General features: G+C 72.2%; 20 protein-coding genes. 14 read left to right on the forward strand and 6 right to left on the reverse strand.

Features of this window, described 5'->3' with window-relative positions; translation table 11 throughout:
- Positions 1 to 4: 4 nt before the first annotated feature.
- Together ABD978_RS15690 and cysD are read right to left on the reverse strand one after the other, a co-directional pair.
- Positions 5 to 1258 carry a sulfate adenylyltransferase subunit 1 gene (locus ABD978_RS15690; protein WP_345354170.1) on the reverse strand — a complete coding sequence of 418 codons (1254 nt, stop codon included), beginning with the start codon at positions 1256 to 1258 and terminating at the stop codon, positions 5 to 7.
- The gene (gene cysD / locus ABD978_RS15695) at positions 1258 to 2169 is read right to left on the reverse strand and encodes a sulfate adenylyltransferase subunit CysD (RefSeq protein WP_345354172.1); all 912 of its coding nucleotides are present in this window, start codon (positions 2167 to 2169) and stop codon (positions 1258 to 1260) included. Before cysD ends, ABD978_RS15690 begins: the two co-directional genes overlap by 1 nt.
- Positions 2170 to 2533: 364 nt before the next feature.
- On the opposite strand from cysD, the gene ABD978_RS15700 reads away from it, so the two are divergent.
- Genes ABD978_RS15700 through ABD978_RS15720 form a run of 5 tightly spaced genes read left to right on the forward strand, consistent with a single transcriptional unit; the run spans position 2534 to position 7769 of the window.
- The gene (locus tag ABD978_RS15700) at positions 2534 to 3868 is read left to right on the forward strand and encodes a M20/M25/M40 family metallo-hydrolase (RefSeq protein ID WP_345354174.1); all 1335 of its coding nucleotides are present in this window, start codon (positions 2534 to 2536) and stop codon (positions 3866 to 3868) included.
- A 5-nt stretch (positions 3869 to 3873) separates the two neighbouring features.
- Positions 3874 to 4818 (forward strand): GNAT family N-acetyltransferase, encoded by a 945-nt coding sequence (locus tag ABD978_RS15705; RefSeq protein WP_345354176.1) that lies wholly within the window; start codon positions 3874 to 3876, stop codon positions 4816 to 4818.
- Between the two features lie 3 nt (positions 4819 to 4821).
- Positions 4822 to 5421, forward strand: a complete 600-nt coding sequence (locus tag ABD978_RS15710) for a hypothetical protein (RefSeq protein ID WP_345354179.1) — start codon at positions 4822 to 4824, stop codon at positions 5419 to 5421.
- On the forward strand, positions 5418 to 6437 hold the full coding sequence (locus tag ABD978_RS15715) for a BtrH N-terminal domain-containing protein (protein WP_345354181.1): 1020 nt from the start codon (positions 5418 to 5420) through the stop codon (positions 6435 to 6437). Before ABD978_RS15710 ends, ABD978_RS15715 begins: the two co-directional genes overlap by 4 nt.
- A 12-nt stretch (positions 6438 to 6449) precedes the next feature.
- Positions 6450 to 7769: a DegT/DnrJ/EryC1/StrS family aminotransferase gene (locus ABD978_RS15720; protein ID WP_345354183.1), complete on the forward strand. Its 1320-nt coding sequence runs from the start codon at positions 6450 to 6452 to the stop codon at positions 7767 to 7769.
- A 92-nt stretch (positions 7770 to 7861) separates the two neighbouring features.
- Here ABD978_RS15720 and ABD978_RS15725 read toward each other — a convergent pair whose 3' ends face one another.
- The gene (locus ABD978_RS15725) at positions 7862 to 9007 is read right to left on the reverse strand and encodes an MFS transporter (RefSeq protein WP_345354185.1); all 1146 of its coding nucleotides are present in this window, start codon (positions 9005 to 9007) and stop codon (positions 7862 to 7864) included.
- A 95-nt stretch (positions 9008 to 9102) separates the two neighbouring features.
- Here ABD978_RS15725 and ABD978_RS15730 point away from each other — a divergent pair, with 95 nt between their 5' ends.
- Both ABD978_RS15730 and ABD978_RS15735 read left to right on the forward strand, forming a co-directional pair.
- The gene (locus ABD978_RS15730; protein WP_345354187.1) at positions 9103 to 10143 is read left to right on the forward strand and encodes a LacI family DNA-binding transcriptional regulator; all 1041 of its coding nucleotides are present in this window, start codon (positions 9103 to 9105) and stop codon (positions 10141 to 10143) included.
- A gap of 223 nt (positions 10144 to 10366) precedes the next feature.
- Positions 10367 to 10660: a hypothetical protein gene (locus tag ABD978_RS15735; protein WP_345354189.1), complete on the forward strand. Its 294-nt coding sequence runs from the start codon at positions 10367 to 10369 to the stop codon at positions 10658 to 10660.
- Positions 10661 to 10709: 49 nt separating this feature from the next.
- Here ABD978_RS15735 and ABD978_RS15740 read toward each other — a convergent pair whose 3' ends face one another.
- From ABD978_RS15740 to ABD978_RS15750, 3 genes are read right to left on the reverse strand one after another with little or no spacing between them, the layout of a single operon-like run.
- Entirely contained in the window at positions 10710 to 11015 is a 306-nt protein-coding gene (locus ABD978_RS15740; RefSeq protein ID WP_345354191.1) for an AzlD domain-containing protein, read from the reverse strand.
- 2 nt (positions 11016 to 11017) lie between these two features.
- The gene (locus ABD978_RS15745; RefSeq protein WP_345354193.1) at positions 11018 to 11800 is read right to left on the reverse strand and encodes an AzlC family ABC transporter permease; all 783 of its coding nucleotides are present in this window, start codon (positions 11798 to 11800) and stop codon (positions 11018 to 11020) included.
- Positions 11778 to 12512 (reverse strand): sulfotransferase-like domain-containing protein, encoded by a 735-nt coding sequence (locus tag ABD978_RS15750; protein ID WP_345354195.1) that lies wholly within the window; start codon positions 12510 to 12512, stop codon positions 11778 to 11780. The genes ABD978_RS15745 and ABD978_RS15750 overlap by 23 nt, the downstream gene beginning before the upstream one ends.
- 174 nt (positions 12513 to 12686) lie before the next feature.
- Between ABD978_RS15750 and lysW the strand changes: the two genes are divergently transcribed.
- The 7 genes from lysW to ABD978_RS15785 are packed head-to-tail and all read left to right on the forward strand — an operon-like array spanning position 12687 to position 22786.
- Positions 12687 to 12851, forward strand: coding sequence for a lysine biosynthesis protein LysW (lysW, locus tag ABD978_RS15755; RefSeq protein ID WP_345354197.1), 165 nt, complete (start codon positions 12687 to 12689; stop codon positions 12849 to 12851).
- On the forward strand, positions 12848 to 13714 hold the full coding sequence (locus ABD978_RS15760; RefSeq protein WP_345354199.1) for a RimK family alpha-L-glutamate ligase: 867 nt from the start codon (positions 12848 to 12850) through the stop codon (positions 13712 to 13714). The genes lysW and ABD978_RS15760 overlap by 4 nt, the downstream gene beginning before the upstream one ends.
- A 2-nt stretch (positions 13715 to 13716) precedes the next feature.
- Positions 13717 to 14742 (forward strand): N-acetyl-gamma-glutamyl-phosphate reductase, encoded by a 1026-nt coding sequence (gene argC, locus ABD978_RS15765; protein ID WP_345354201.1) that lies wholly within the window; start codon positions 13717 to 13719, stop codon positions 14740 to 14742.
- A 29-nt stretch (positions 14743 to 14771) separates the two neighbouring features.
- Positions 14772 to 15614, forward strand: a complete 843-nt coding sequence (locus ABD978_RS15770) for a [LysW]-aminoadipate kinase (RefSeq protein ID WP_345354203.1) — start codon at positions 14772 to 14774, stop codon at positions 15612 to 15614.
- 5 nt (positions 15615 to 15619) lie between these two features.
- Positions 15620 to 17758: a M20/M25/M40 family metallo-hydrolase gene (locus tag ABD978_RS15775; RefSeq protein ID WP_345355907.1), complete on the forward strand. Its 2139-nt coding sequence runs from the start codon at positions 15620 to 15622 to the stop codon at positions 17756 to 17758.
- Positions 17751 to 18695, forward strand: coding sequence for a transketolase family protein (locus tag ABD978_RS15780; protein ID WP_345354205.1), 945 nt, complete (start codon positions 17751 to 17753; stop codon positions 18693 to 18695). The genes ABD978_RS15775 and ABD978_RS15780 overlap by 8 nt, the downstream gene beginning before the upstream one ends.
- A 20-nt stretch (positions 18696 to 18715) precedes the next feature.
- Complete coding sequence (locus ABD978_RS15785; protein WP_345354207.1) at positions 18716 to 22786, forward strand: non-ribosomal peptide synthetase; 4071 nt, start codon at positions 18716 to 18718, stop codon at positions 22784 to 22786.
- Positions 22787 to 22792: the final 6 nt, after the last annotated feature.

Genomic DNA, 22792 nt, shown 5'->3' on the forward strand with positions numbered 1-22792 from the left:
TCCCTCAGTCCTGGGTTCGGGTGTCGACCATCCCGCCGGCGACCGTACGGTTCGTGTTCGGGTCGAGGAGGATGAAGCTGCCGGTGGTGCGGTTCCTCGCGTAGTCGTCGCACATGATGGGCTGCGCCGTGCGCAACTTGATCCGGCCGATGTCGTTCGGACCGAGCGAGTCGGTGTTCTGGCGGTGCAGGGAGTTCACGTCGACCCGGTAGACGATCTCGCGGAGCTGGGCACGGACGCTGCGGCTCGTGTGCTTCAGGACCAGGCGCGCGCCCGGCTGCACCGGCGTGCTGTCCATCCAGGAGACCATCGCGTCGACGTCCTGCGTGACCACGGGATGGTTCCCCGGCCGGCAGATGAGGTCGCCGCGGGCGACGTCCAGGTCGTCGGCCAGCCGCAGCGTCACCGACATGGGCGGGAACGCCTCGTCGATCGGGCCTTCGGCGGTGTCGATCGACTCGACGCGGCTGCTCATGCCGCTCGGCAGCACCAGGACCTCGTCGCCCGGCCGGAAGACGCCACCGGCGACCTGACCGGCGTAGCCTCGGTAGTCGTGGAAGTCGTCCGAGCGCGGGCGCACGACGTACTGCACCGGGAACCGCGCGTCCACCATGTTGCGGTCGGAACGGATGTGCACCGTCTCCAGGTGGTCGAGGATCGTGCCGCCGTGGTGCCAGTCCATCGTGTCCGAGGGGGTCACCACGTTGTCCCCGCGGAGCGCCGAGATGGGGATGAACGCCAGGTCGGGCACCCGCAGACGGGTCATGAACCGCGAGCACTCCTCCCGCAGGCGGTCGAAGTCGGCCTGCCGGTAGTCGACGAGGTCCATCTTGTTCACCGCGATCAGCCAGTGCGGCACGCCGAGGAGCGATAGCAGGAAGGCGTGCCGCCGGGTCTGTTCGGTGAGTCCGGTCCGGACGTCGACGAGCAGCAGCGCGAGGTCGGCGACCGAGGCGCCGCAGACCATGTTCCGGGTGTACTGCACGTGCCCGGGCGCGTCGGCGATGATGAACTTGCGGCGGGACGTGCTGAAGTAGCGGTAGGCGACGTCGATGGTGATGCCCTGTTCCCGCTCGGCGCGCAGGCCGTCGGTCAGGAGCGCGAGGTTGGTCTCCTCCAGCCCCATGCGGGTGCTGGAGCGGGCGACCGCCTCGATCTGGTCCTCGGTGATGGACTCGGTGTCGTAGAGCAGACGCCCGATCAGCGTGCTCTTGCCGTCGTCGACCGAGCCGGCGGTCACGAAGGTGAGCAGTTCCATCAGAAGTAGCCCTCCCGCTTGCGGTCCTCCATGGCGGACTCGGCGAACCGGTCGTCGGCGCGCGTCGCGCCGCGTTCGCTGAGCCGGGAACGTGCCATCTCCTCGATCACCTCGGCCGGGGTGCTCGCGTCGCTCTCGATCGCGCCGGTGCAGGTCATGTCGCCGACCGTCCGGAAGCGCACCCGCATCTCGCGCGCCTCCTCGCCCTCCTCCTGCGGGAGGAAGGGATTCTGCGCGAACAGCATGCCGTCGCGGCTGAGGACGGGCCGGTGGTGCGCGTAGTAGAGCGCCGGCAGCGCGACCTCGTACCGCTCGATGTACTGCCAGACGTCGGCCTCGGTCCAGTTGGACAGCGGGAAGACGCGCAGGTTCTCCCCCGGCGCGATCGTGGCGTTGTGCAGGGTCCACAGCTCGGGCCGCTGGTCTCGCGGGTCCCACTGCCCGAACTCGTCGCGCAGCGAGAAGATCCGTTCCTTGGCGCGGGCCTTCTCCTCGTCGCGCCGTCCGCCGCCGAACAGGGCGTCGAAGCGGTGCTCGGTGACCGCCTCGACCAGGGCGGTGCCCTGCAGGCGGTTGCGGCTGACGGTTCCGGGCGGCTCGGTGAGCCGGCCGTCACTGATCATGTCCGGCATCGAGACGACGACCAGCCGTATACCGAGGTCGGCGAGGAACTTGTCGCGGTACTCGATGACCTCGGGGAAGTTGTGCCCGGTGTCCACGTGCAGCGCGGGGAACGGCACGGGCGCCGGCCAGAACGCGCGGCGCGCCAGGTGCGCCATGACGGCGGAGTCCTTGCCCCCGGAGAACAGCATCGCGGGGTTCTGCAGTTCGGCGGCGACCTCGCGCATCACGAAGATCGCCTGCGCTTCCAGTACTTCGAGATGGGACAGGTGCAGATCTTTCTCGACCATCGGCCCTCCACGGATTGACCCTGCAGCGAGGTACCCAGCAATGTCGAAATAAACACGAATCACGACCAATACCCAAAACGTTCACTTTGCCAGTGACCCGATGTTTATACGCCCAGTAATCCCACTTCACCGGCCGCGATGTTGATCTTGAATGACCGGGAAAGACGTACGTCAAGACCCGTGATCCGTCGTCATCACCGCGTCCAAATATCTCCCCGAAAAGGCGCGAAGCGGCTGACCTTGCCAACGATGTATCAGCGTTAGGCTCCTCTTAGTCCCCATCCGATACGGCGCAGGTAGCGGCGTTGATGCCGCTTTTCCGGCGCCCGTACACCGCCATTTTCGGTCAACCGAAGGGTCACGCATGCCTGACCGACTCGACACGGCGGCCGACCCGGTGACGCTGACGCAACGACTGATCCGGTACGACACGACGAACCCTCCGGGGAACGAGGCGGCGTGCGTGGAGTTCGTCGCCGGCCTCGCCGCCGACGCCGGACTGCCGCATCGCCTCGTCGCCGCACAGCCCGACCGGCCGAACCTGCTGATCCGGCTCCCGGGCCGCGGCGCGGCGCCGGGCCTGCTCATGCACGCCCACGTCGACGTCGTCCCCACCAAGGACCAGCAGTGGTCGTACCCGCCGTTCGACGGCGCCGTCCGCGACGGTCACGTCTGGGGGCGCGGCTCGCTCGACATGAAGGGCGGCCTCGCCATGATGCTCACGGCTATGCTGCGCCTGCACGCCGAGGGGGTCCGGCCGGCGGGCGACGTACTGCTCGCGGTCGTGCCCGACGAGGAGGCGGGCAGCGCGGTCGGCGCGCGGTACCTCGTCGACCGCCACCCCGAACTGTTCGACGGCATGCGGTACGCCGTCGGCGAGGACGGCGGAGCGGACCTCGAACTGGACGGCGCCGTACGCCTCCACCCCATCGTCGTCGCGGAGAAACGGGCCTGCTGGCTGCGGATCACGCTGCGCGGACCCGGCGGGCACGCGTCCCGCGTCGCGCTCCCCGACAGCCCGGTGCGCCGGTTGACCCGCCTGCTGGACGCGATCGAGCCCGGCGGCCTGCCGCCCGTGCTCACGCCGACCGCCGACCGGATGCTGCGCGAGCTGAGCGCCGCGCTGCCCGAACCGCAGGCCGCCGTCTTCGAGCGGCTGCGCGCCGACCCGGCCGACGAGAGCGCCCTCGGCGAGCTGTCGGCGGCGGACGCGCAGTACCTCCGCTCGATCCTGCGGCACTCGGTCAACGCGACGGTCGTCCGGGCCGGTACGGCGACGAACGTCCTGCCGGAGGAGATGACCGTCGAGCTCGACTGCCGCGCCCTCCCGGGCGGCTTCGGCGCGGCGGACTTCGTCGCGGCGCTGTCCGAACGGGTCGGCGCCGACCTCGACGCCGAGGTGATCGTGGAGGGCGAGGCGATGCCGGAACCGGAGTTCGGCCCCTTCTACGACCAGCTCGCCGAGGTGCTGCGCGCCGCCGATCCGGACGGGGTCCCGGTGCCGATGGTCACGACCGCGTCCACCGACGCCCGCCTCTTCCCCCGGCTCGGCATCGCCTGTTACGGATGGCTGCCCCTCATGCTGCCCGCCGGCTCGGGCTACCGGGGCCTGCTGCACCGGCCGGACGAGCGCGTCCCGGTCGATGCGCTGCGGTTCGGGGCCTCCTGCTTCGCCGATCTGCTCCGCGGCTACCGGTGAGGACGATGAGCGACCTGAAGCGGCCGCCCACGACGGCGGCAGGAGACCTCGAGCCGGACCCGGACGGCCTGGAGTTCGTCCGGCTCGACGGCGACGAGGTGACGATCAGCAAGTGGGCCGGCGTGGTCGCGGTGATCACGCGGCAGGCGTACGACGGATCGGACCCGATCCACGGACTGCCCCCGCCGGACGGGTCCCGGGACACCGCCGCCGAGGTCGCCGACGAGCTGCGGGCCGGGATCGGCGTCTGGCTCGCGCTGACGCCGGACGGCACTCCCGCGGGCGCGACCCGTGTCCGCGCGCACGAGGCCGGGTACTGGGAGGTCAGCCGCGTCGCCACCGCGCCGGCCGGCAAGAAGCGCGGCGTGGCGCGCCGGCTGCTCCGCGCCATCGAGGACGCGGCGCGGGACGCCGCGGTCCCCCGGGTCCGGCTGAACGCCGTCGTCGAGCGCTGCCTGCCGTCGTTCTACGCGGCGCTCGGCTACCGGGTGGTCACGCACTGGCCGAGTCCCGACAAGCCGCTCACCGAGGTGACCATGGAGCGGGACCCGGCGACGCCCTGGGAGCCGGACCCCTTTCCCTGGACCGCCATGCCGCCGCCCGCCGCGCCGGTCGTCTGCTGGCTCACCGACCCCGCCGGGCTGTGGGCCGTGGTCGTCGACGACGCGGACGACGTGTCCGCGGCGGTGCGCGCCGCGAGCGCCCGGCTGGTGAGCGGCGGCGTCCCCGCCGTACGGCTCGCGGGCGTCGACCTGCCCACCGAGCACGCGCCCGACCCGCAGGAGCTCCTCGCCGGGATCGGCGAGGAGGGGGCCGACGTGCGGTACGCGGGCCCGGTCCGCGCCTCGGTGCCCGCGCACGTGGCCCCGCGCACCGTCCATCCCGAGTACCACGCGTTCTGGCGGCTGCCGCCGGGCCGCGAAGCAGAGATCTCCCCCTGGAGGTGGTGACCCTTGACGTCCGTTCGGCAGGAGACGACCGGGTCGATGACCCAGGTCGACCTGACCTCCTTCTTCGACAACACCGGGCTCACCGGGCGGGACGACCTGTCCGGCGGCGCCTTCAACATCTGGCGTAACACCTTCCCGGCCGAGGAGCTGCCCGGCGAGCCGCCGACCGTGCTCGGCGGCGTGCCGTTCCGGTTCCCCGACCGCGGTCCCTCGGGGGCGGACAACGTGCGCTGCGCGGGCCAGCTCGTGCCCGTGCCACCCGGCCGGTACGACTGGGTCTACCTCGTCGCCGCCGCCGAGCGCCGTACGGAGGACTTCGTCCTGCTGCACTACGCGGACGGCGCGATCGACCCGGAGTGGCTGCGCGTGTCCGACTTCTGGCCGGAGACCGACCCCCGCTTCGGCGAACGCCACGGGCTGCGCTGCCGGGCCCTGCACTACCCCCGGCACGTGCAGGAACGGATGGGCCCGGCGATCTGGCGGGAACGGGTGCCCGTGCCCCGCGAGACACCGCTCACCGCGATCCGGCTGCCCGACAACCCGGCCGTCCACGTGTTCGCCATGACGCTGCTGCCCGTGACCGAGGAGGTGGGCGCGCCGTGAAGGTCGTCCTCGACGGCGTACGGCCCTGGCGCCACGATCTGGCGGGCTGCCTGCACGCCTGTGCCGCCACGCTGCTCGCCCACCAGGGCCTGCCCCCGCTCGACGCGCTCGGCGCGGCGTGGGGCTTCTACTACCCGCCGGGCGACTTCCGGCAGGAGGAGTACTACTACCCGTGCCGGCCGGGATCCTCCCTGCTGTCGGCGATCGCGCCGTACCATCCGGTCACGTCGCGGTGGCACCTGCCCGGAGACGCCGACCGCGGCTGGGCCGAGGTCCGCGACCAGGTCGCCGCCGGCACCCCCGTCGCGGTCGCGGTGGACAACTTCGAGCTGCCCTTCCGGCCCGCCTACCAGGACGTGCACGCCAACCACATGGTCATCGTGTACGGCTTCGACGACGAGGAGCGGACCGCCCGCGTCCTCGACACGGTCCCCCCGCGCTTCGACGGCGACCTGCCGATCGAGGTCCTCACCGCCGCCCGGCACTCCGGCAACGAGGCGCAGCACGACCGGGACATGTTCTTCGCCGAGAGCCCGATCGCGGACCGCTGGCTCGAGGTCACGGTGGACCACGCGCGGCTCCGGCCCGTCGACCGGGAGGTCGTCACCGCGCGCCTGCTGCGCAACCTCGCCGGGTTCACCGCCCCCGACGACGGCGACGACCACGTGGGACTGCCCGGCCTGGAGAGCTTCCTGCGCGGCATGGAGCAGCGGCTCGTCCGCGGCGACGAGGTCGCCGACGAGCTGTTCGTCGTGGCCGGCGGGGTGCTGGCCACGACGGCGCTGCACGCCGACTGGCTGACCGACGCCGGGCGCGAACTCGACGCGCCGTTCCTCCGCGAACTGGGCCGGACCGTGGACCGCGTCGCGCACCACTGGACCGCCCTGCGCATCACCGCCGCCCTCACGCGCAAGGGGGACGTCTCCCCCCGCCGGCTCCGCCGGCGGCACGACGCGATCCTCGGCGCGACCGAGCAGGCCCTGTACCAGACCGAGGCCGTGCTGGCCGACCTATGACCGGGAGTGACCATGGACAAGCTCGCGATGCTCGGCGGCACGCGGACCGTTCCGCGTGACCGCCGTATCCCCAAGTGGCCGGTGGTCACCCCGGACGACGAGGAGGCCGTACGCCGCGTGCTGGCGAGCGGCCGCTTCACCACCGCCTCGTCCGGCGAGAAGGAGATCGCGGGGCTCGAACGGGAGTGGGCGCGGGAGACCGGCACCCGGCACTGCGTCGCCGTCAGCAACGGCACCACGGCGCTGTCCCTCGCCCTCGCGGCGGCCGGGATCGGGCCGGGCGACGAGGTGATCGTGCCCGCGCTGAGCTTCATCGCCTCCGCGATCGCGCCCCTGCACGTGTTCGCCGTCCCGGTGTTCGCCGACATCGACCCGGTGACGTTCAACGTCGACCCGGCGGCCGTCGAGGCGGCCGTGACGCCGCGGACCAAGGCCGTCATCGTGGTCCACCTGCACGGGCTGCCCGCCGACCTCACCGAGCTCATGGCGGTGGCCGAGCGGCACGGCCTCACGGTGATCGAGGATGCCGCCCAGGCCCACGGCGCGCGCTACCACGACCGGCCGGCCGGCTCGTTCGGCGCGATCAACACCTTCAGCCTGAACGTCAGCAAGAACCTCGCCACCTGCGGGGAGGGCGGCCTGGTCACGACCGACGACGCCGACCTGTACCAGCGGGCGACGATGATGCGGCAGTTCGGCGAGGTGATCCCGCGCCGCGGGTCGCGCAGCTACGTCTCCCACCTGCTCGGCTGGAACCACAAGCCGGCCGCGATCCAGTGCGCCTTCACGCGCAGCCGGCTCGCGCGGTTCGGGCACGAGTCCGAGCTGCGCGACCAGAACGTCCGGCACTTCCTCGGCCGGCTCGCGGAGCTGCCCTGGCTGCACGTCCCCACCGCGCCGGACGACCGCACCCACGTGTGGCACATCCTGCGGTTCCGGATCGACCCCGAACCCTTCGGCCTCGGCCCGGAGTTCGCCGGGCCGCTCCGCTCGGTCGTCATGCGCGCCCTGCGGGCCGAGGGAGTGCCCGCGACGCACTACCAGCTGATGCCGCTCCCGGCGCAGCGGCTGTTCCAGTCGCCGCTGCCGGGCGTCGACCGCAAGTACCGCGGCGAGGACCACCCGAACACGCTCCGGGTGATCGACGGCTCGTTCACCATCCAGAAGGCGCACCTCCATCCGGACGCCCGCCCGCTCCTCGACCTGTACGCCGACGCCGCCACCAAACTCTGGGAGAACCGCGACGTCATAGCGGCAGAGGCGAAGTCTTTGGATTACATGCCACCGTGGCGCGAGGCCGAGCAGATCGCCGACGCCGAGTGGGAGGGCTGACCGCTCGCGAGATGTCGAGATCCCTGGCGTTCGCTGCCCTTAGAGAACAGTGAACGCCAGGGATCTTCACTGGCCGTCCCCCCGCTTGACCTCTACACGGTTTCCTTGCTTGGCACCGCTCCGGCTGCTCTTCGTTTGAAAGCGACGGAGCGGGCGGTGGCGATGGTGACGGAGAGGCCGCAGACCGCCGTGACGGCGACCGCCGCGGGCAGCGCGCCGTGATCGACGAAGGTACCTCCGATCGCTGCTCCAGCGGCGATGCCGATCTGGTAGGCGACGATGTAGACAGCGGAGGCGAGGTCCTTGCTGACGGCGGCGGTGCGCAGGACCGCGGCCTGCAGCACCACGGGCATTCCACCGGCGGGCACGGCCCACAGCACGATCGCAGCGCCTGCGGCGAGATGGGAGTCGGCGCCGACGATCAGCAGTACGAGCATGCAGGCGGTCAGGCCGCCGGTGACGATCAGTGCGGTGGTTCGCGGATGACGGTCGACGTGCCGGCCGATCAGTGTCAACCCGAGCAGACCCGCTGTTCCGTGTGCGAAGAGGAGACTCGATGTCGTGGAGCCGGTGAGGTGCGCGTAGTGGGCGATGATCGCGGTGATGTAGGTGAACGCCGTGAAGTGCCCGAAAATCACGATCATCGTGACCAGGTTGACGGAGATGAGGGATCGGTCGGTGACGGTCGACCGGACATCGGCCGGTCTTCGGCCTGACGTGGCCTCTTCCGGTGGCAGTGGGTCGATCGTGGCATGGATCACCGCTAGGGACAGTGCCGCGGCGCCGGCCACGGCGACGGCGGTGAGCCGCCATCCGGCCGTCGCGCCCAGCCATGAGGTCAGCGGCAGCCCGAACAGGAACGCGAGTGAGTTCCCCGCGAAGACCACCGCGGTGGCCCGGCCGGCCTGCTGCGGACCGAGCATGCGCGCGGCGATCGGGGCGACGACCGACCAGAACACCCCGTGGCCCACGGCCGAGACCACCCGCGCGACCACCGCGACGCCGTAATTCGGGGCGACGGCCAGCAGCAGGTTGGACGCCGCGATCGCCGCCACCGGGACCAGGACCGCCGTCCGGCGATTCCAGCGAGCGGTCAGAGCGACCAGCGGCACCACCGTGACCGCGACCACGATCGCATACCCGGTGACCAACAGACCGATGGCCGAGTCGGGGACGGCGAAGCCGGCGGCCAGGTCGGGCAGCAGCGCCACCGGCAGGTTCTCCGAAGTCACTGACACGAAGCAGGCGCCACTGAGCGCTCCGAGGGCGACGCCCGCACGAGTCAACGTCATCCGCATCTGTTTAACGATACACATCCGGCTACCATGGGCCCATGTCCAGTCCCCGGTCATCGCGCGTCACCATGGCCGAGGTGGCACGCCGTTGCGGGGTCTCGGCGATGACGGTGTCGTACTGCTACAACCAGCCGGATCGGGTGGCCGCGGACACGCTGCGCCGGGTCCGGCAGGTCGCCGCCGAGCTGGGTTACCAGGGACCAGACCCGACGGCACGGTCCTTGCGCCGTCGCCAGAACGAGGCGATCGGCGTCGTGCTCGGCGAGCACCTCGCCTACGCGTTCGAGGACCCGCAGGCTCGCCGCTTCCTGGCCGGTGTCGCCGAGGTGTGCCGCGAGCGCGGGATCGGCCTGAACCTCATTCCGACCACCGGCGAGGACAAGGATGTCGACCGCGTCAGGTCGGCATCCGTCGACGGTTTCATCGTCTGGACCACGGTCGACGCCGACCCCGTGCTCACCACCGTGAGCGGGCTCGGCAAGCCGGTCGCCGTCCACGGCGGTCCCGCCGTCCCCGGCGCCGAGGTGGTCGGCATCGACAACCGTGCCTCCGCCCGCGAGCTGGCCGCGCACACCTTTCCCGGTGCCCGCCGGCCGACCGTGCTCAGCCAGCCCTTCGGCCGCGATCGCCTACCGAGGCTGGAGATCGGACCGGACCCCCAGCACGTGGAATTCCCGGTCACTCGCGAACGACTCCAGGGCGTCTACGACCACTGTCGGCACGCGGGACGCGATCCGCACTGCCTGCCGGTGGCCGTCGTGGCCCGCAACGACCGCGACGAAGCGGCAGCGATGGCCGATGTCCTCCTCGAATCCTGCGCGAGCGATGCCGTGATCGCCATGAGCGACCAACTCGCGTTCGCCGTCCTCGACAGCGCACACCGCCGTGGACTCCACGTCCCCGGCGACATCGCGGTCGCGGGTTGGGACGACGGCCCGGACGCGAGCCGGGCAGGACTCACCACCATCACCCAGTCACTGTTCGATCAGGGGCGCGCCTGCGCCCGGATCGCGCTCGGCGATCGCGGAGCGAACGGCGAAGCCGCGTGGAACGCCACAGTGCGAACGAGTACGCGATGAGCCGACCACCGTTGAGGAAGTCGGCTAAGGCCGGGTGACGAGATCCCTGGCGTTCACCGCCCTCTAAGCGCAGTGAACGCCAGGGATCTTCACTGGTCATCCCCCGCTGAACCTCATCGTGAGTGTGTGCGGAAGTGGTCGTGGCCCGCACAGTCATCCCCGGCGCCCTCGTACATCGGTCAGGGCGCACGACAAATAGGGACAACGAATAGGGAGCTCCACGATGAGCGGCCATTTCACTGTGAACGGTGGCGAGCGCAGGACCATCCGCGGCGACCACCACACCATCGGGAACGTCACCAACAGCCGTCGCGTCGACGTCCGCGAGGGCAAGACGGCCATCAAGAAGGTCGCCGACGGCGGCAGCGCCGTCCTCCGCGGCGGCGACTCCACCATCAGGGAGGTGGGCGACGGCGGTCGCGTCGAGGTCTTCTCCGGCTACCACGACGTCGGCCACCCCACCGAGGTGATCCGCCTCTCCCCGCGAACGACTCGGCCCGCGCACCGCACACGGTGACGGGGGCCGACCTGTGTCCGAGGCGCTCGACGCGAGCGACCACGGTCGGTCAGACGGCCAGGCGGAGCAGGATGGTGACGAGGACGCCGCACAGGATGGCGGGCAGGTCGGGCCAGCGCAGCAGCCGCGCGGCGCCCGCGCCGCCCAGGCCGGCGACGACGGTCCAGTCGAACTTGCTCCAGTGCGCGCCCGCGACCTCGGCGACGATGAGGGCGGCGAGCAGGGCCGGCGCCAGCATCGCGATGACGTCCCGTACCCGCTGCGGCAGGGCCCGACCGCCGAGCACGGTGGGGCCGAGGGCCTTGAACAGCACGTTGATGACGGCGACGGAGAAGATGGCCGGCCAGAGGGACATGATCACTCCTTCTCGGCGTAGCTGTCGGCGGGCTCGTCGGCCGCCCCTCCGGTGCGCTCGCCGGAGGCACGGTCGTCGGCGGCGCCGCTGGAGGGGAGGAGACCGAGCAGCGCCGCCGACGAGGCACAGAGCAGCGCCACCCCGGTCGGGACCACGAGGACGAGCAGCGCGGCGATCACGGTGGCGAGCGCGGCCGCGCGCCGCGCCGCCGCCGACTCGCGGAGCTCGTCGATCAGCAGGACGAGGAAGAACGCCGGGAAGATCACGTCGAGGGCGAAGGTCTGGACGACGTGCGGTGACGGGTGCAGGACCGCGCCGATCGCCGTGCCGCACACCCAGGCCGGCCACTGCGGGATCGTCGCGCCGATCATGCGTTCGGGATCGAAGCGGCCCTCCCCCCGGTGCGCCGCCACCCACGAGCCGTCGACCACCGTCTGGCCGATGAGCGCCCGGCGGAGGACGCCGCCGCGCAGGCTCGGCGCGACCGCCACCGCCATCGGGATGAACCGGGCGTTGATCAGCGCGGCCGCGGCCACCGCCGGGACGGCTCCGCCTCCTCCGGCGAGCGCGGTGGCGAGCGCGAACTGCGCGGAGCCGGAGAAGACGACGAGCGAGCACACGATCGCCGGGGCCATCCCCCAGCCGAGCGTCCGGGCGCTCGCCCCGAACGTGATCGCGAGCGCGAAGGACGCGGCGGCGAGGCCGAGGCCGGTCCAGATCCCCTCGCGCAGCCGCTGCCGGGGCGTGCCTTCGAGACGCGGCTCAGCCGGCGAGACGTCGGGCATGGAGCATCTCGTAGAAGGGGAGGTGGTGGCGGAGGTAGTCGCCGTAGACGGGATGCGCTTCCACGTCGACGTCATTCTCCTCCGTGATCCGGGTGAAACCGGTGCTCTTTGCGGCGTCGGCGTGCCAGCGCCCGGACGGCGCCCATTCCCTGCGCTCCCCGGCCTCCCAGGACATCGCCTCGGGCAGGAACGGGATGCCGACGCGCTCGCAGTAGGACTTGACCACGGCCTCCGGCCGGTCGAGCAGGTCGTCGGAGTCGATGACCACCGGCTCGCGGCCGGTCACGTGCTCGACCTGCGTGAACAGCTCGTACTGCGCCTCGAACCCGATCTGGTGCCGGACGACATTCGGGTTGAGCTTCTGGTAGGAGGCGATCGTGTCGCGCGGGTGCCGGATCAGGAAGGTGTGCACGGCGTCGGTGGTGAGGAACTCCCGGTCGGCGAGCACGCCCGGGTACCGCTCGTCGGTCGTGTCCTTGATGAAGACCGGCTTCCGCGCGGCGAGCGACCGCAGCCGCTCGATGAGCGCGGGCTCGGACGTGACGCGGTCGCCGTCGATATCGACGTATCCGAATTCGGCCAGATAAGAGAATGGCTCGTGCACCGGCGTGAAATCGCCGCGCTCGGCCATCATTCGGAAAAAGGCGGTGGACCGGCTGCGCGGCGCGCTCCACAGCACGAGAATTCCGGGCAGCGAGGATCGGTCTGACATGGCTGCTCCCGCAAACGGGCGACGTGAACGGATCGTCTCCAGTCCATCCCGAGGCGCCGCCCGAGGGGGTAATCACCATGACGAACCTCCTCGTCACAGCATCAACGCGTGGCCGATCCGGTCATCGGCGGCTCTCCCTAACGTGGATCGTGAAGTCGAAGGAAAGGGAGAACCGTGCCTACCTGTCCCGAATGTTCCGCTCAGATCGGTGTCGACAACGAACCCCAGCTGAACGAGATCGTGCAGTGCCCGGAATGCGGTTCCGAACTCGAGGTCGTGAAGACGTCGCCGGTCGGGCTCGCCACCGCTCCTGACGTCGAGGAGGACTGGGGGGAGTGAGCGGGGCCGCGGAGTCGGGGCCGATCGGCGTCGTCGCGTCACGCGTGCGCCTCGACGAGAAGCGCATCATGGCGGCGTTCGATCGCCGGGCGGTGAAGTACGACTACGTCGACAGCCGTACCTGCTGGTACGAGCTGGACGGGACAGCCCCGCGATGGCCCGTCGCGCTCAACCGGGAGATCGGCCAGGTCCGCGCCGCCGCGGCGGCGCGGGGCCTGGAGGCGAACGGCGTCGAGGTGCTCAACGGCTCGGCCGCGATCGAGTTGTGCGGCGACAAGTGGCGCACCTCGGTCGCGCTGCGCGACGCCGGCCTGCCCGTGCCCCGCACCGCGCTCGCCCTGACCCCCGAGTCCGCGCTGGAGGCCGTCGAGCGGATGGGATACCCCGCGGTGATCAAACCGCTCACCGGGTCCTGGGGCCGGCTGGTCACCGCGCTGTACGACCGGCACGCCGCGACGGCCGTCCTGGAGCACGTCGCGGCGCTCCCGTCCCCACAGTCCCACATCGTCTACGTGCAAGAGATGGTGCCGACACCCGAACGCGACATCCGGGTGATCGTCGTCGGCGGCGAGGTCCTCGGCGCCACCTACCGGCGCGGCGACCAGTGGCGTACGAACGTCGCGCTCGGCGCCACCACCGAGGTCTGCCCCGTCACCCCCGAGCTGGAGCACCTGGCCCGGTCCGCCGCGCTGGCGGTCGGGGCCGACATCGCCGGCGTGGATCTGCTCGAGGAGCCCGACGGCCGGCTGCTGGTCCTGGAGGTCAACTCCGGCGTGGAGTTCTCCGGGTTCCAGGCGGCGATGGGCGACCAGGTCGACGTCGCCGGCCGAATAGCCGACCACGTATTGACAAGGATGGTCTGATCATGCTCAGGGTCGCCGTAGTCGGCGGTTCCGGATACATCGGCGGTGAGCTGATCCGGATTCTGCTCGGTCACCCCGAGGTCGAACTCTGCGCGGCCACGTCGAACCGGTTCGCGAACCGTCGTGTCGACTCGGTCCACCCCAACCTGCGCAACGTCTGCGACCTCACCTTCACCCACCCCGAGGACCTGGGGACGTACGACGTGGTCTTCCTGGCCGTCCCGCATCTGGAGAGCATGAAGCAGGCGTCGGGGCTGCTGAAGCTGGGCGACGTCGTCATCGACCTCACGGCCGACTTCCGGCTGCCGGACGAGGAGGTCTTCCGGCGCTACTACAAGGTGCCGCACGAGGCACCGGAGCTGCTCGGCGAGTTCGTCGGCGGACTGCCCGAGCTGCACCGCAAGGAGCTGCGCGACGCCGACCGGATCAGCGTGCCCGGGTGCATGGCCACCGCCGCGATCCTCGCGCTCTGGCCGGTCGCCGACGTGGGCCTGCTGGAGCCGGACGTGTCCGTGGACGCGCGCACCGGGTCCAGCGGCTCGGGCGCGTCGAGCGGCCCCGCCGACACCCACTCCGAACGCGCCAACGTCCTTCGGGTGTTCGCCCCCATCGGGCACCGCCACGAGGCCGAGATCGAGCAGGCGACCGGACTGCGGGTGACCATGACGGCCACCGGCGTGGACGCGGTGCGCGGCGTCCAGGTGCTGTGCCGGGGCCGGTTCGTCGGCGAGGTCGACGAGAAGCTGCTGCGGACGATCTACCGGGAGTACTACGGGGACGAGCCGTTCGTCCGCGTGGTGGCCCAGCGCCGTGGCGTCTACCGGCTGCCCGAGCCCAAGATCCTGTCCGGTTCGAACTTCTGCGACGTCGGCTTCGCGCTGGACACCGCGGAGCGCCGCCTCGTACTGATCGGCGCGCTGGACAACCTCGTCAAGGGCGGTGCGGGCAACGCGGTGCAGTCCATGAACATACGGTTCGGCTGGCCCGAACGGCTGGGACTGGAGTTCCCCGGCCTGCATCCGAACTGAGCCGGCGCCCGAGTCGAAGGGGATTTCCAATGGCCGGGATCACGGTGATCAAGTGCGGCGGCCACGAGGCCGTCGATCCGGGAGCGGTCTGCGCCGATGTGGCGGAGCTGTACCGCCAGGGACGGGACGTCGTCCTGGGCCACGGCGGGTCCGCCGACATCGAGTCGCTGGCGGAGCGGCTGGGCGTCCGGCGGCGCCGGCTCGTCTCGCCCGACGGCGTCTCGGCCCGGTACACCGACGACGCGATGCTCGAGGTGGTCACGCTGGCGCTGGCCGGCCGGGTGAAGCCCCGGCTGGTCACCGCCCTCGCCGCCCACGGCGTTCCCGGCGTCGGGCTGACCGGGCTGGACGGCGGCCTCCTGCGGGCCCGCCGCAAGGCCGTGCACCGGGCCGTCGTCGACGGCCGGCGCGTCCTTGTCCGCGACGACCACAGCGGCCGTGTGAACGCCGTGCGCGCCGACCTGCTGACGGGACTGCTCGACGCCGGTCTCGTCCCGGTCGTGTCGCCACCGGCGCTCGCCGAGGACGGCACCCCGGTCAACACCGACGCCGACCGGGCGCTGGCCGCCGTCGCCGCCGCGCTCGGCGCCGAGACGCTGATCATGCTCACCGGCGCACCGGGCGTCCTCGCCGACGTCTCCGACGAGCGTTCCGTGGTGCCGGTCTACCGGGTCCCGGCCACCGGCGCGCCGTCGGACGTGTCCGGCGGGATGCGGCTCAAGCTGGTCGCCGCCCGTGAGGCGCTGCTGGGCGGGGTAACGCGCGTGCTGATCGCCGACGGCCGCTGCGCGAACCCGGCGGCGCGAGCGCTGTCCGGAGAGGCGACCCGGATCGAACTGGACGAGGACAACACCGAGGAGATGACGGCGTGACCGACATGAGGACGGAGGAGTCCCCCCGTCGAGACGATCCGATAACGGAGGAGTACGCGGTCGACCTGCTGCGCCGGATGCTGGAGATCCCGTCACCGTCGTACGAGGAGGGAGCGCTGGCGGCGTTCCTCGTCGATCGGATGCGCGAGCTCGGATTCTCCGCGTACGTCGACGAGGCCGGCAACGCCATCGGCGAGATCGTCCACGGCGACGGGCCGACGGTCATGCTGCTCGGGCACATGGACACCGTGCCCGGCGAGGTCCCCGTACGCATGGAGGGCGGCAGGCTGTACGGCCGCGGCTCGTCGGACGCCAAGGGCCCGCTGGCCGCGATGATCTGCGCGGCGGCCCGCGTCACGGACCTGCCCGGCCGGGTGGTCGTCGTCGGCGCCGTCGAGGAGGAGACCGCGCTGTCCCGCGGGGCGATGAAGATCCGCGAATCGCTCCCGGCCCCCGACACCCTGATCATCGGCGAGCCGAGCGGCTGGTCGACCGTCGTGCTCGGTTACAAGGGCAAGCTCGACCTGCGGTACGAGGTGGAGTGCGAGCCGATGCACCCGACACGGCCGGTGCCCAAGGCCGCCGAGCTGGCCGGCCGCTGCTGGGCGACGCTCCTCGACCTGCTCGGCCCCGACCTCGGCCACGACTCGTTCGACCGGCCCGGCGCCGACCTGATCTCCTTCTCCGGCGACCTGCTCCGCGCGGACGCCGAGTTCAGCATCCGCACGCCGCCGGGCTTCGACGCCGAGGAGTTCGTCGAGCGGCTCCAGACACGGACGCCGCACGGACGGCTGACCGTCATCAACTCGGTGGCCGCGCACCGCGTCGGCCGTACGGACCCGGTGGTGCGGGCGCTGAGCGCCGGCATCCGCGCCCACGGGGTACGCCCCGGGGCCAAGCTCAAGACCGCGACCGCGGACCTCAACATCCTCGCCGAGAAGTGGCACGTGCCGATGGCCACGTACGGACCGGGCGACAGCGAGCTCGACCACTCCGCCCACGAGTCGACCGAGGTCGCCGACTACCTCCGCGCCATCTCGGTCCTGACCACCGCGCTGTACCGGCTCGCCGACGGCCCGGCCGGCGACCGGGAGCCCGCGCGACCGGTCCCGCCGAGCCGCCCGGCCGACGAGGACGGCGCGCGGCGTACCGCGAGCGGCGCGGCGACGACCGACCGGAACGAGCAGGCCGGCGGGAACGAGCAGGCCGGCGGCGCGGCGGCGGCCGACGGAGACCGGCAGGCCGACGGAGGCGGCCACACCGACGGCACGCCCAGCGCCGGCGGCGCGGCGCGCACGGACGGCCCGCGGGGACTGGCGGAGCTCGAGGACCGCGCCGCCCGGATCCGCGAACGGATCATCGAGATGTGCACCGGGCGCAGCGGCGGCCACCTGGGCGGGTCGATGTCCCTCGTCGAGATCCTGGTGACCCTGTACTCGCGGGTGCTCCGGATCGACCCGGACGACCCGGAGGCGCCCGACCGCGACGTCATGATCCTCAGCAAGGGGCACGGGGCGATCGGCCTGTACGCGACGCTCGGCGAGTACGGCTTCTTCCCCGCCGAACGGCTCGGAGACTACGGAAAGGCCGGGTCGCCGTTCATGGCCCATCCGAACACCAGCCTGCCCGGCGTCGAGGTGCCGTCCGGCGCGCTCGGGCACGGGCTGCCCCTCGCCATCGGATTCACCCTCGCCGCCAAGCTCGACGGCGCCGACCGCCGGACCGTCGTGCTGATGGGCGACGGCGAGCTCCAGGAAGGCTCGGTCTGGGAGGGCGCGATGGCCGCGAGCAGCCTCGGCCTGGACCGGCTCACCGCCGTGATCGACCGCAACCGGCTGCAGATCACCGGCGGTACCGAGGACGTCGTCGGACTCGAACCGCTCGCCGACCGCTGGCGGAGCTTCGGCTGGACGGCGCGGGAGGTGGACGGCCACGACCTGGGCGCGCTGCTCGAGGCGTTGACGGCACCGCCCGAGCCCGGCCGTCCGACCGTGGTCATCGCCCGGACCGTCAAGGGCCGCGGCCTGCCCTACATCGAGGGCGACGTGCGCAGCCACTTCGTGAAGTTCAGCGACCGCCAGCAACGGCGCGCCCTGACGACCCTGCAGAAGACCACCCGGAAGGAGGAGAAGAACGATGAGTGACGAGACGCCTCCGGATCGGAACGTCTTCCGCGACACGCTCGTGCCGCTGATGGCCGAGGACCAGCGGCTGGTCTGCCTGGACAGCGACACGGGGCTGTACAACGGCACGGACTTCGGCCCGGCCGCCGACCGGTACATCAACCTGGGCATCGCCGAGCAGGACCTCATGGGCGTCGCCGCGGGCCTGGCCAAGAGCGGCCGGATCCCGGTGGTCAACACGATGGCGACGTTCGCGAGCACCCGGGCGCTGGAGTTCGTCAAGATCGACATCGCGTACAACGCGGTGCCGGTGCGGATCGCGGCGACGCACAGCGGACTGTCCGCGGCGAGCCTCGGCCCCACCCATCACAGCCTGGAGGACCTGGCGGTGATGCGGGTGCTGCCGAACATGACGGTGCTCGTCTCGACCGGTGGGGAGAGCACCGCGCAGCTCTTCCGGCAGAGCGTCGACCTGCCCGGCCCCGTCTACCTGCGGCTGGGCCGCGGGGCCACGCCGCAGCTGCCCGAGGACGCGCCGCCGGTCCGGATCGGTGAGGCGCAGGTCCTGCGGCACGGCGAGGACGTGACGCTCGTCGCGTGCGGCCCGTATCCGGTGCACGCGGCGCTCCTGGCCGCCGAGCGGCTCGCCGAGCGCGACCTGTCGGCGAGCGTCCTGAACATGCACACGATCAAACCGCTCGACGTGGCCACGCTCGTGGAGCACGCGCGCGAAAGCCGGCTGGTGATCTCCGTCGAGGAGCACTGGGAGCACGGCGGCCTGGGCGCCGCCGTCGGCGAGGCGCTGGCCGGCCGGCTGCCCGTGCTGGTCCGCCGCGTCGGGGTGTCCGACGAGTTCGTCTCCATGGCCGGCGACCACCCCTACCTCCTGGAACGGAGCGGCATCACGCCGGACGCGGTGGTGGACGCGGTTCTCGAGGCGCTGGGCGACATCGACTGAGGGGCGATACCGGGATGACGGTGACGGAGAGGGAAGACCGACTCGAGGACGTGCGGCGGGCGCTCCTGGACCTCCGGTGGCGCCGCAGCCGCGCGGCGCAGCACGCCGCCGCGCCCATCACCCCGGTGGACCGGGGCGGCCGGCACCCGCTCACGTTCGAGCAGGAACGCCTGTGGTCCGACGCGATGGCCGGGCTGCCGCCGGAGGCGACGGTCGAGGTGGTGGCCGTGCGCCTGCGCGGCCGGCCGGACGCGGTGACGATCCGGCGTTCGCTGGCGGCCGCGATCGCCCGGCACGAGCCGCTGCGGACACGCTTCGGCAGCGCGCACGGCGTTCCCCACCAGATCGTCGATCCCCCACCGGACGACCTGCCCTCGGACGCGGTCCCCGTCGTGGACCTGCGCGGGGCCGACGGGCCGGACCGCGACCGGCGGTGCGCCGAGGTGCTGCGCGCGGCCGTCGAGCACCCCTTCGACCTCGCCGCGGGCCCGCTCCTGCGGTTCCGTCTCCTCCTGACCGGAGCGGACGAGAGCGTGCTCGTAGTGGCCGCCCACCGGATCGTCGCGGACGCCTTCTCGCTCCGCGACGTCGTACGGGAGGTGTGCGGCCGGGTCCCCTGGGAGGGCGGCGGTCCGGCGGCGCAGTCCGTGGACTTCGCCGCGTGGCAGCGGGCGTACCGCGGCGGGGAGCACCTCGAACGCGAGCTGGACCACTGGACCGAACGCCTCGCCGACCTGCCCGTCCTCGACCTGCCGACCGACGCCCCGCGACCGGCCCGGCGGTCGTGGGCCGGGGCCGTGCACGAGTCCGCGCTGCCGCCCGAGCTGTACGCGAAGGTCCGCGGCCTCGCCGACCCGCGCGGCGTGCTGCTCGCCGGGCTCCTCTTGGTCCTGGCCCGGTACACCGGCCAGGACGACTTCGCCGCCGCCGTGGTCGTGGACGGCCGGACCCAGGAGGCGCTGCGGGGAGCGGCCGGCCCGTACGCGCGGACGCTCGTCGTGCGCGCCGACCTGTCCGGCGACCCGGCCTTCGGCGAGCTCGTACGGCGCGCCGAGGAGTCACTCACCGAGGCCCTGGACCACCGCGACACGCCGTACGGGACGCTGGCCGACGCGCTCGGCACCGACCCGGCGCAGGTCGCGTTCTCCCTGGTCGAGGGGGTGCACGAGCGGTTCGGGGAGCTGGCCGTCGAGGAGGTGCCCGTCGCCTGCGGCGGTGGCCGGTTCGACCTGACGCTCCAGGTGGTCGAGACGCCGGACGGCGGGGCGCGGTTCCGGCTCGCGTACGCGACGGAGCTGTTCGAGGCCGACCGGATCGAGCGGCTCGCCGGTCACCTGCGCACGGCCCTGGACGCGGCCACGGACGACCCCGACCGGCCCATCGGCCGCGTGCCGATCCTCGGCGATGACGAACGCCGGCGGATGCTGTGGGAGTGGAACCCGGAGCCCCGGCCGCGCCCGACCGACGGACGGCTGCTGCACGAGGTGGTCGCGGAGCGGGCGGCCGGACGGCCCGACGCGCCCGCGGTCCGCTTCGAAGGGCGGACGGTGTCCTACGCGGAGCTGACGGAAAGCTCCGACCGGCTGGCCCGCCTGCTCGCCGAGGAGCGCGGCGTCGGCACCGGGCGGCTCGTCGCGCTGCTGCTGGACCGCGGTCCCGACGCGCCGATCGCGCAGCTCGCGGTCGTCAAGGCCGGCGGCGCCTGGCTGCCGCTCGACCCGGGGTACCCGCCGAAGCGGATCGCGTTCCAGCTCGAGGACTCCCGCGCCGACCTGGTGATCACGACGAGCGCCCTGGCCGACCGGCTGCCGGACGGCGTCGACCTTCTCCTGCTGGACGACGACGATCTGCGAGACGCGCTCGCGAGCCGGGAACCGGGCCCGCCGCCCTGCCCGGCCGGCGCCGACGACCTGGCGTACGTCATCTACACCTCCGGCTCGACCGGCACGCCCAAGGGCGTCATGATCAGCCACCGCGCGGTGGTGAACTTCGTGGCCAACTGCCGGGACCTGTTCGGCATCACCCCCGACGACCGGATCCTGCAGTTCGCGAACCTGGCGTTCGACGTCAGCGTCTTCGACATCTACGCCGCCCTCGGACACGGCGCCGTGGTGGTCGCGGCGCCGCGCGAGGAGCTCCTCGACCCCGACCGGCTAACCGCGCTGATGCGCGAGGAACGTGTCACGCTGTCCGACCTGCCGCCCGCCGTCCTCAAGCTGCTCGACCCCGAGGCGCTGCCCGACCTGCGGGCACTGTTCGTCGGGCTCGAGCCGTTCCCGGGTGAGCTCGTCAACCGGTGGAACACCGAAGGGCGGCAGTTCCACAACGGGTACGGGCCGACCGAGGCGACCGTCGCGTGCATCGACTACCGGTGCCCGCACGAGCCGCTGCGCGCCATGCCCCCGATCGGCCGCGCGATGGGCAACCACCGCGCGTACGTCCTGGACCGGAACTTCGAGCCGGTGCCGGTGGGAGTGCCGGGCGAGCTGTTCATCGGCGGAACCGGGCTGGCCCGCGGCTACCTGAACCGCGCCGAGCTCACCGCCGAACGGTTCATCAAGGACCCGTTCACGCCCGGCGAGCGGATGTACCGCACCGGCGACCTGGTGCGCTGGCGGTCCGACGGCAACCTGCAGTTCGTCGGCCGAGCCGACGACCAGATCAAGATCCGCGGCCTGCGGATCGAACCGGGCGAGGTCGAGCACGCACTGACCTCCCGGCCGGAGGTGCGCGAGGCCGCGGTGGCGGCGCAGGACGGCCCCGGCGGGCAGCGCCTCGTCGCGTACGTCGTCGGGGACGGGTTCGACGTCGACGCGCTGCGCGACGGCCTGGCCGACGAGCTGCCCGCGCACATGGTGCCCGCCGAGCTGATCCCGCTCGACGAGATCCCGCGCAACGCCAGCGGCAAGCTCGACAAGTCCCGGCTCCCCGCCACGGGCGAGGGAGGATCGGCCGGGCCGGCTCGGGACGACGCCTCCGACCGGCCGCCGACCGCGACGGAACGCACGCTCATCGACCTGATCCACGACGTCCTCGAGCTCGGCGACGACCCGGTCGGCCCCGGCGACAACTACTTCTCCGTGGGCGGCAACTCGCTCAACCTCATCCGGCTTCTCAACCGGATCGAGGAGCAGACCGGCGTACGGCTGGAGAACCGCGACGTGCTGCTCGCCCAGGACATCCGGAAGATGGCGTCGCTGATCGACGAGCGCGGCGGAGGCGGCGGGGGCGGCGCCGCGGAGGGCGACTCCGGTTCCGGTTCCGGGCCGGCGACGCCCGACTGGCTCGTGCCGATCCGCACCGAGGGCGACCGCACCCCGTTCTTCTGCATGCACCCCTCCGGCGGGTCGGCCGTCCCGTACCTCCGGCTCGCCGGGCTGCTCGACGAGCGGCAACCGTTCTACGGCATCGAGGCCGTCGGCCTGCACGGCGAGGCCGACCCGCCCGACGTGCCGGCGATGGCCGCCCGCTACCTGGAGGCCGTGCGCCAGGTTCAGCCGCACGGCCCGTACCTGCTGGGCGGCTGGTCCATCGGCGGGACGCTGGCCTTCGAGATGGCTCGGAAGCTCCAGGCCGACGGCGAGACCGTACGCCTGGTGGTGCTGATGGACTCGGCGGTGCCTCCGCGGCTGAAGGAGCCGCCCACGCACACGGAGATGCTGGAGTCCTTCGCGCACGACCTGTCCGGCCTGCAGGGCAAGGAGCCGCCGCAGGTCGACTGGGAGCGGATCGTCGAGCTGCCCCCCGAGGAGCAGACCGCCGAGGTGGTCGACGCCCTCGAGCGCAGCGGCCGCATCCCCGCCGACATCCGCGACGAGCTCGGCCGGCGGATCCAGGTGTTCATGGCCAACGCGGCCACGGCCCTCACCTACCGGCCCGGCCACTACGACGGCTCGCTCGTCTCGCTCGGCGCGAAGGAGGGCCAGTACGACGGAGGGTGGGAGCCCCTGGTCTCGGGCGACATCGTGGAGCGCACCGTGCCGGGCACCCACTACACGATGCTCCAACAGCCGAACGTGGACACGCTCGCGGCCGAACTGGGCCGAATCCTGGACGAGGCTGCCGCCGGTCGCGCGACCGGCGACGAATGAGGTGAT

Origin of the sequence: Actinoallomurus liliacearum (assembly GCF_039542035.1) — a bacterium.
GTDB lineage: Bacteria > Actinomycetota > Actinomycetes > Streptosporangiales > Streptosporangiaceae > Actinoallomurus > Actinoallomurus liliacearum.